Source organism: Pseudomonas sp. DVZ6 (genome assembly GCF_024259445.1).
Classification (GTDB): domain Bacteria; phylum Pseudomonadota; class Gammaproteobacteria; order Pseudomonadales; family Pseudomonadaceae; genus Aquipseudomonas; species Aquipseudomonas peradeniyensis.
Genome location: NZ_JANCLM010000043.1, coordinates 43,362 through 52,478, shown reverse-complemented (window position 1 = coordinate 52,478; position 9,117 = coordinate 43,362). Strand labels below are relative to the sequence as shown.

The 9,117-nt window shown below is 66.3% G+C and carries 4 protein-coding genes; all 4 read right to left on the bottom strand.

What is annotated here, in order from left to right; genetic code table 11:
- Positions 1-151: 151 nt before the first annotated feature.
- From NMG10_RS21935 to NMG10_RS21920, 4 genes are read right to left on the bottom strand one after another with little or no spacing between them, the layout of a single operon-like run.
- Positions 152-1,636 carry an efflux transporter outer membrane subunit gene (locus NMG10_RS21935; RefSeq protein ID WP_254465128.1) on the bottom strand — a complete coding sequence of 495 codons (1,485 nt, stop codon included), beginning with the start codon at positions 1,634-1,636 and terminating at the stop codon, positions 152-154.
- Positions 1,633-4,743, bottom strand: coding sequence for a multidrug efflux RND transporter permease subunit (locus NMG10_RS21930; RefSeq protein ID WP_254465127.1), 3,111 nt, complete (start codon positions 4,741-4,743; stop codon positions 1,633-1,635). The genes NMG10_RS21935 and NMG10_RS21930 overlap by 4 nt, the downstream gene beginning before the upstream one ends.
- Positions 4,740-7,838, bottom strand: a complete 3,099-nt coding sequence (locus tag NMG10_RS21925; protein WP_203646914.1) for an MdtB/MuxB family multidrug efflux RND transporter permease subunit — start codon at positions 7,836-7,838, stop codon at positions 4,740-4,742. The genes NMG10_RS21930 and NMG10_RS21925 overlap by 4 nt, the downstream gene beginning before the upstream one ends.
- A complete protein-coding gene (locus tag NMG10_RS21920) occupies positions 7,835-9,109 on the bottom strand; it encodes an MdtA/MuxA family multidrug efflux RND transporter periplasmic adaptor subunit (protein WP_254465126.1) in 1,275 nt (424 codons plus the stop codon). The genes NMG10_RS21925 and NMG10_RS21920 overlap by 4 nt, the downstream gene beginning before the upstream one ends.
- Positions 9,110-9,117: the final 8 nt, after the last annotated feature.

Below are 9,117 nucleotides of genomic sequence, written 5' to 3'. Positions count from 1 at the left end.
AGGCGGCTTTGGTTACTTTGGCCGCGGACGGCGAGTTAAGACCAAAGTAACCCGCCGTAAGGGCGGAAAGGTGAATAAGCGTCGACATCACAAATGAATGCGCATACAACTTCCAAAACAACCAAATAACCAAACAACCAAAAACCCAACTCTACTCCACTACCAAATCCCGCCCAACATCCCACCCTCCCCCAAGCGCCGCAATCAACTGCACACTCGCCACCAACCGCCCCTGCAACAACGTCAACACACTCCGCTCGTTGCTGAGCGCCGTCGTCTGCACATTGACCACATCCAGATACCCGATCAACCCCGCCTTGTACTGATTCTCGGTCAACCGCAACGACTCCCGCGCCGCGTCCAGCGCTTCCTGCCGCACCACCGCCTCGTCCCCGTACACCTTGAGCTGCACCAGGTAGTTCTCGACCTCCTTGAACCCGTCGAGCACCGTCTGCCGATACTGCGCCACGGTCTGGTCGTACACCGCCACCGTCCGGTCGACCTCGGCACTGCGCTTGCCGGCGTCAAACAGCGTCAGCGCCAGTTGCGGCCCGACCGACCAGTAACGGTTGGGCAACTCGATCCAGTTGTTGAAGCTGCTGCTGGAGTACCCCCCGTTCATGCTCAGCGACAGATCCGGGAAATACGCCGCCCGCGATACGCCGATGTTCGAGTTGGCCGCCATCACCTTGCGCTCGGCCGAGGCAATGTCGGGACGCCGCTCGAGCAGCTGCGACGGCAGCGACAGCGGCACCTGCGGCAACGCCGGAATATCGTTGCTCGCCGCCAGGGCAAAATCAGCCGGCGCCTTGCCCATCAACACGGCGATGGCGTTCTCGTACTGCGCCCGCTGCCAGGCCAGGTCGATCAGGTCGGCCTGGGTGCTCTTGAGCTGGGTACGCGCCTGGGCCACGGCATCCGGCCCGGCAACCCCGGCGCGGTACTGGTTCTCGTTCATCTTCAACGACCGCTCATAAGTTGCGACCGTGGCTTCAAGCAGGCGCTTCTGCGCGTCGATCACCCGCAGCTGCAGGTAGTTCTGCACCAGCTCCGACTGCTGGCTCAGGCGGATGGCCGCCATGTCGGCCAGGCTGGCCTCGGCGCTGGACTCGTTGGCGTTCATGGTTTCACGCAACTTGCCCCACAGGTCGATCTCCCAGCTCACCCCGAGCTGGGCGTTGTAGGTGTCGCGGATGCCGCTGCTGTTGTTCGACAGGCTGGAGCTGGAACTGCCGGTGCCCTGGGCTGAACGATTCTTGCTGGTGGTCAGGTTCAGCGAAGGGAACAGCGAGGCACGACTGCTGCGCACCAGCGCCTGGGCCTGGCGGTACTGCGCCTCGTACTGCGCCACCGTCTGGTTACTGCGGTTGAGCTCCTCCACCAGGGCGTCGAGCTGCTTGTCGCCATAGATCTCCCACCACGCCCCGCGGGCGATGGCGTCGGACGGGTTGGCCTGGGTCCAGCCGTCGGCCTGCTTGAACTGCGCCGGGGTGCTGACCTCGGGGCGGTGGTAGTCCGGGCTCAGGGTACAGGCGCTGAGCATGGCCACGCACAACCCGGCGCTGACCAGGCGCGAACCGCGCCCGTGGGTCAGCCGCTTGAGGGCACGATGGATTCGGGTGTGGGCAAAGTTCATAGCGGGGTATCCAGGGCAGCGTCGGTGCGCACGCCGCGCCAACGGTTGAACCGGTGGCGCAGGCGATCGAGGTACAGGTAGACCACGGGCGTGGTGTAGAGGGTGAGAATCTGGCTGAACACCAGGCCGCCGATGATGGTCAGGCCCAGCGGCTGGCGCATCTCGGCGCCCTCGGCGCGGCTGAGCAGCAGCGGCAGCGCGCCGAGGATCGCGGCCAGGGTGGTCATCAGGATCGGCCGCAGGCGCAGCAGGCAGGCGCGGCGGATCGACTCCTCCGGCGACAGGCCGTCGTGGCGCTCCAACTGCAGCGCCAGGTCGATCATCAAGATGGCGTTCTTCTTCACCACGCCGATCAGCAGGAACAGCCCGAGCAACGAGATCAGGCTGAACTCGCCACCGGTCAGGTACAGCGCCAGCAAGGCGCCGACACCGGCCGAGGGCAGCGTGGAGAGGATCGTCAGCGGGTGGATGTAGCTCTCGTAGAGGATGCCCAGCACCAGGTACACCAGCACCAGGGCGCCGAGGATCATCAGCGGCTGGCCTTCGGTGGTCTTGGTGAAGGCGTCGGCGTCGCCGCCGAGCTTGGCGATCACCGACTCGGGCAGGCCGAGCTTGGCCACCGCGCGTTCCAGCGCGGCCATGGCCTGGTCGGGGCTGTAGCCTTCGGCGACGTCGAACGAGATGTCCTCGGAGGCGAACTGCCCTTCGTGGCTGACGCGGTCGTTGGCCAGGCTGTTCTGGTAGCGGGCGAAGGTGGACAGCGGCACCCGGGCGCCGTCGGCAGTGATCACCTGCACCTGCTCCAGGGTGCTCGGGTCCCAGGCGTATTTCGGGTTGATCTCCAGCACCACCTGGTACTGGTTGAGGCTGTCATAGATGGTCGAGATCTGCCGCTGGCTGTAGGCGTTGTTCAGCACCGCGGTGACCATGTCCATGTCGATGCCCAGGCGCTTGGCCTGGTCACGGTCGACCACCAGGGTCACCTGCTGGGTGCCGGCGCCGTCGTGGGCGTCGATGGCGGTCAGCTCGGGCAGCTTGCGCAGCTCGGCGGCCACCTTCGGGAACCACTCGCGCAGGGCTGCCAGGTCGCCGCTCTGCAGGGTGTAGAGGTACTGTGAGGTGCTCTGGTCGCGACCGCCACCGCCCAGTTGCAGGTCCTGGTCGGCCATCAGGTACAGACGCCCGCCGGGGATCTTCGGCAGGTCCTTGCGCAGGCGGTCGATCACCTTCTGCGCGTTCTCCTTGCGCTCGGCGATCGGTTTGAGGCGCACCAGCACGAAGGCGTTGTTGGTGCCGCTGTTGCCGCCGATGAAACCAGCGACGCTTTCCACCGCCGGGTCCTTGAGCAGGGCGCGGCGGTAGATTTCCATCTTCGGCTGCATCACGGTGAACGACAGGCCGTCGTCGCCACGGATGAAACCTTGCAGCTGGCCGGTGTCCTGCTGCGGCATCAGGGTCTTGGGCACCACCACGTACAGGGCGATGTTCAGCCCGATGGTGGCCAGCAGGCTGAACAGGGTCAGGCGCTTGTGGCGCAGCGCCCAGCCCAGGCTCTTGTCGTAGCCGGCGACCATGCGCTGGTGGATGCGGTCGCTCCAGCGTTGCAGGCGGGTCTGCTGCTGCGGGCCGTGGACCTTGAGCCAGCGCGAGCAGAGCATCGGCGTCAGCGTCAGCGACACCACCAGCGAGACGATGATCGCCGCGGCCAGGGTGATCGAGAACTCCTTGAACAGCCCGCGCACGATACCGCCCATGAACAGGATCGAGACGAACACCGCCACCAGCGAGACGTTCATCGACAGCAGGGTGAAGCCCACCTCCTGCGCGCCCTTGTAGGCGGCGCGCATGGGGTTCTCGCCGTTCTCGATATGCCGCGAGATGTTCTCCAGCACCACGATGGCGTCGTCCACCACCAGGCCGGTGGCGAGAATCAGCGCCATCAGCGACAGGTTGTTCAGCGAGAACCCGCACAGGTACATGACCGCGAAGGTGCCCACCAGCGACACCGGCACCGCCAGGCTCGGGATCAGCGAGGCGCGCAGGTTGCCGAGAAACAGATAGACCACCAGGATCACCAGCACCACGGCGATCAGCAGGGTGTGCTCGGCCTCCTTCAGGGTGGCCTTGATCACCGGCGAGCGGTCCATGGCCACGTTGAGCTTGACGCTGGCCGGCAGCAGCGACTGCAAGGCCGGCAGCTCGGCCTTGATCTGCTCGACGGTCTGGATGATGTTGGCGTTGGTCTGGCGGTTGACCACCAGCAGCACCGCGCTCTCGTCGTTGAAGAAACCGCTGTTGTAGCGGTTCTCCACGCCATCGCTGACCTTGGCCACGTCGGACAGGCGCAGGATCGCGCCGTTCTGCTGGCGGATCACCAGCGGCTTGTAGTCCTCGGCGGTCTCCAGCTGGTCGTTGGCGCGCACCTGCCAGTTGCGCTCATGGTCTTCGACGAAGCCCATGGGCCGGCGCTGGTTGGCGTTGGCCACCGCATTGCGCACGTCGTCCAGGGACAGGCCGTACTGGTTGAGCAACTGCGGTTCCAGCTCGATGCGCACCGCCGGCAGCGAGCTGCCGCCGATCTGCACCTCCCCTACCCCGCTGACCTGCGCCAGGCTCTGGGACAGGATGGTGTCGGCCAGGTCGTAGAGCTTGCCCTTGGACAGCACGTCCGAGGTCAGCGACAGCACCATGATCGGCGCCTGGGACGGGTTGATCTTCTTGTAGGTGGGCATGCTGCGCATGCCGCTGGGCAGCAGGTTGCGGGTGGCGTTGATCGCCGCCTGCACCTCGCGCGCCGCGCCGTCGATATCGCGGCCCAGCTCGAAGCCGATGATCACCCGGGTCGAGCCCTGGTTGGAACTGCTGGTCAGGGTGGTGACGCCGGCGATGGCACCGAGCTTGCGCTCCAGCGGCGTGGCCACGGTGGAGGCCATGACCTCCGGGCTGGCGCCGGGCAGGCTGGCCTGCACCACGATCACCGGGAAGTCCATCTGCGGCAGCGGCGACACCGGCAGCAGGCCGAAGCTCACCCCGCCCAGCAGCATGATCGCCAGGCTCAGCAGCATGGTGGCTACCGGCCGGCGGATAAAGGGTCCGGACAGGTTCATGCTTCGGCCTGCCGCGCATCGTCAGCCGGGCGCCAGCGGCGCGCCAGGCGGTCGAAGTACAGGTAGATGACCGGCGTGGTGAACAGCGTCAGCACCTGGCTGACCAACAAGCCGCCGACCATCACCAGGCCCAGCGGCTGGCGCAGCTCGGCGCCGGAGCCGGTGGCGAGCATCAGCGGCATGGCGCCGAACAGCGCGGCCAGGGTGGTCATCAGGATCGGCCGGAAGCGCAGCAGCGCCGCCTGGTAGATCGCGTCACGTGGGCTCATGCCCTGGTGGCGCTCGGCCTCCAGGGCGAAGTCGATCATCATGATCGCGTTCTTCTTGACGATGCCGATCAGCAGGATGATGCCGATGATGGCAATCATGCCCAGGTCGTTGCCGCTCAGCAGCAACGCCAGCAAGGCCCCCACCGCCGCAGACGGCAATGTGGAGAGGATGGTCACCGGGTGGATGTAGCTCTCGTAGAGCACGCCCAGCACGATGTACATGGTCACCACCGCGGCCAGGATCAGCAGCAAGGTGCTCGACAGCGAGGCCTGGAACGCCTCGGCGGCGCCCTGGAAGCGGGTCTGTACACCGATCGGCATGCCGATGTCCTGCTGCACCTGCTCGATCACCTTGACCGCCTCGCCCAGGGACGCGCCATGAGCCAGGTTGAACGACATCATCACCGCCGGGAACTGGCCGATGTGCGAGATCGCCAGCTGGGCCTGGCGCTGCTCGATGCGCGCCAGGGCCGACAGCCGCACCTGACCGCCGTCGGTGGCCTTGACGTGGATCGATTCCAGGGCCTGCGGGCCGAGGCTGGCCGCGGTCTGCGACTGCAGCACCACGCGGTACTGGCTGGCCTGGGTGTAGATGGTCGAGATCTGCCGCTGGCCGAAGGCGTCATACAGCGCGTTGGTGATCTGCGCCACGGTAATCCCCAGGCGACTGGCCATATCGCGGTCGATCACCAGGAATACCTGCAGGCCCTGATCCTGCAGGTCGCTGGCCACGTCCTGCAGTTCGGGACGGTCCTTGAGCGCCTGCACCAGCTTGCCGCTCCATTCGGCGAGCATGTCGGCATCCGGCGAGCTCAGGCTGAACTGGTACTGGGTGCGGCTGACCCGGTCCTCGATGCTCAGGTCCTGCACCGGCTGCATGAACAGGCGGATGCCGACCAGCCTGTCGAGCTGCGGCTGCAGGCGGTTGATCACCTCGGCGGCGGTGACGTCGCGCTCGCCGTGAGGCTTGAGGTTGATCAGCAGGCGGCCGCTGTTGAGGGTGGCGTTATCGCCGTCCACGCCTATATACGAGGACAGGCTCTGTACCGCCGGGTCCTGCAGGATCACCTTGGCCAGGGATTGCTGGCGCTCGCTCATGGCGGCGAACGAGGTCGATTGCGGCGCCTCGGAGATGCCCTGGATGACCCCGGTGTCCTGGGCCGGGAAGAAGCCCTTGGGCACCATCAGGTACAGCACCACGGTCAATGCCAGGGTGGCCACGGCCACCAGCAGGGTCAGCGGCTGGCGCTCGAGCACCCAGGTCAGGGTGGTGCCGTAGTGCTTGATCAGCCAGTCGATCCAGGCACCGCTGGCGCGGTAGAAGCGGCCTTGCTCCTCTTCCTTGGGTTCACGCTTGAGCAGGCGCGCGCACATCATCGGCGTCAAGGTCAGCGACACCACCAGGGAAATCAGGATGGCCACCGCCAGGGTGATGGCGAACTCGCGGAACAGCCGCCCGACCACATCGGCCATGAACAGCAGCGGAATCAGCACGGCGATCAGCGAGAAAGTCAGCGAGATCAAGGTGAAACCAATCTGCTTGGCGCCCTTGAGCGCGGCCTGCATGGGTGTTTCGCCCTCCTCGATGTGCCGGGAGATGTTCTCCAGCATGACGATGGCATCGTCCACCACGAAACCGGTGGCGATGGTCAGGGCCATCAAGGTGAGGTTGTTGACCGAAAAACCCGCCAGGTACATCACCCCGAAGGTGCCGATCAGTGACAGCGGCACGGCGATGGAGGGGATGATGGTGGCGCTGAAGCGGCGCAGGAAGACGAAGGTGACCATCACCACCAGGGCGATGGCGAACAGCAACTCGTGCTGCACATCGCGCACGGCGGCGCGGATGGTCTGGGTGCGGTCGGTAAGCACGCTGACATCCAGGCCCGCCGGCAGGTTGTCGGTGATCGACGGCAGCAGTTCCTTGATCCGGTCGACCACCTCGATGACGTTGGCGCCGGGCTGGCGCTGGATGTTCAGCAGCACCGCCTCGTTCTGGTTGGCCCAGGCGGCCAGCCGTTCGTTCTCGGCGCCGTCGACGATCTCGGCGACGTCCTTCAGGCGCAGCGGCGCGCCATTGCTGTACTTGAGGATGAGGTTGGCGTATTCCTCGGGCGAGCGCAGCTGGTCGTTGGCGTCGAGCATCGACACCCGGGTCGGGCCGTCGAAGTTGCCCTTGGGCTGGTTGACGTTGGAGGCGCCGATCAAGGTACGCACGTCGTCCAGGTTCAGGCCGTTGGCGGCCAGGGCGTCGACGTTGACCTTGATCCGCACGGCCTGGCGCTGGCCGCCGGCGATGCTGACCATGCCGACGCCGCTGATCTGGGCGATCTTCTGCGCCACGCGGGTGTCGACCAGGTCGTTGAGCTTGGGCAGCGGCATGGTCTTCGAGGAAATGGCCAGGGTCAGCACCGGGGTGTCGGCCGGGTTGACCTTGTTGTACACCGGCGGCGCCGGCAGGTCGCTGGGCAGCAGGTTGCTGGCGGCGTTGATCGCGGCCTGCACCTGCTGCTCGGCGACATCCATGTTCATGTCGAGGTTGAAGCGCAGGGTCAGTACCGAGGCGCCGCCGGAGCTGGTCGAGGCCATCTGCTCCAGGCCCGGCATCTGCCCGAACTGGCGTTCCAGCGGCGCGGTGACGGCACTGGTCATCACCTGCGGGCTGGCGCCGGGGTACAGGGTCATGACGCGGATGGTCGGGTAGTCGACCTGGGGCAAGGCCGCCACCGGCAGCAGCCTGTAGGCGATCAGGCCGGCCAGGACGATGGCCAGCATGCTCAGCGTGGTGGCGACCGGCCGCAGGATGAACAGGCGCGAAAGGTTCATGCGCCCGCCTTGGTGCCTGGTTCAGCGGCCTGGGCCGAGCCCTTGGCGCCCTGCCCCTGCAGGTGCTGGCCAGGGGTGGTCGGCACTTGCGAGCTATCCTCGACCACATCGACCTTGGTGCCTTCGCGCAGGCGGTCGGTGCCTTCCAGCACCAGGCGCTCGCCGGCGGCCAGGCCCTCGACGATCACCGTGTTCTCGCCATCGCTGGCACCGACCTTGAGCTTGCGCACATTGATGGTGTTCTCGGCGTTGACCACGTAGGCGAAGGTGCCGTCGTTGCCGAACTGGATCGCCGCGGCCGGTGCCATCACCACCTGCTTGAGGGTGTCGGCCAGCAGGCGCACGTTGACGAACTGGTTGGGGAACAGCGCATGGTCGGTGTTCTGGAAGGTGCCCTTGAACTTCAGGGTGCCGGTGGCGACGTCGATCTGGTTGTCGAGGCTGCCCAGCACGCCGGTGGACTGCAGCTTCTGATCGCCCCGGTCCCAGGCCTCGACCGGCAGGCTGGCGCCGCTGCGGTAGCGGGCCAGGACGGTGTCGAGCTGGGTTTCCGGCAGGGTGAAGGCGACGCTGATCGGCTGGGTCTGGGTGATGACCACCAGCGCCGTGGTGTCGTTGGCCGCCACCAGGTTGCCCAGGTCCAGCTGGCGCAGGCCCACGCGGCCGTTGATCGGTGCGCGGATCTGGGTGAATTCGAGGTTAAGGCGAGCGTCGTTGACCTGGGCCTGATTGGTCTTGACCAGTCCCTGGAACTGACCGACCTGGGCTTCGGCGGTGTCGAGGGTCTGCTTGGCGATGCTGTCCTCGGCGTACAGGCCTTTATAGCGAGCCAGGTCGACCTGGGCGTTCTTCAGCTGCGCCTGGTTCTGCGCCAGGGTGCCTTCGGCCTGCTGCAGGGCGATGCGATAGGAACGTGGGTCGATCTCGGCGAGCAGGTCGCCTGCCTTGACCTGCTGACCTTCCTTGAAGTGGACCTTGACCAGCTCGCCGGCGACCCGGCTGCGCACGTTGACCGTGTTGGTCGCGGTGACGGTGCCGAGGGCCTTGTAGTACAGCGGGAAGTCCCCGACACGCACGGGTTCGACCCGTACCGGCACCGCCTCGGTGGAGGCACCGAAGCCCGGTCGCCCGCCCTTGCCCGGTCGGTGCCCGGCGTCCTCCTTGTGGACGGTCGCTGCGGGCCACAGCCACCAGGCCAGCAGGGCCACCAGCAGCAGGATCAGCAGGCCGAACAGCCAGCGACGAGGGGAACGGGAATTGGAGGCTTGCATGGGTCGAA

What these genes read in the sequence shown, in the direction of transcription:
- NMG10_RS21935 (WP_254465128.1), bottom strand. Translation starts at nt 1,636, where the DNA reads ATGAACTTTGCCCACACCCGAATCCATCGTGCCCTCAAGCGGCTGACC.
- NMG10_RS21930 (WP_254465127.1), bottom strand. Translation starts at nt 4,743, where the DNA reads ATGAACCTGTCCGGACCCTTTATCCGCCGGCCGGTAGCCACCATGCTG.
- NMG10_RS21925 (WP_203646914.1), bottom strand. Translation starts at nt 7,838, where the DNA reads ATGAACCTTTCGCGCCTGTTCATCCTGCGGCCGGTCGCCACCACGCTG.
- NMG10_RS21920 (WP_254465126.1), bottom strand. Translation starts at nt 9,109, where the DNA reads ATGCAAGCCTCCAATTCCCGTTCCCCTCGTCGCTGGCTGTTCGGCCTG.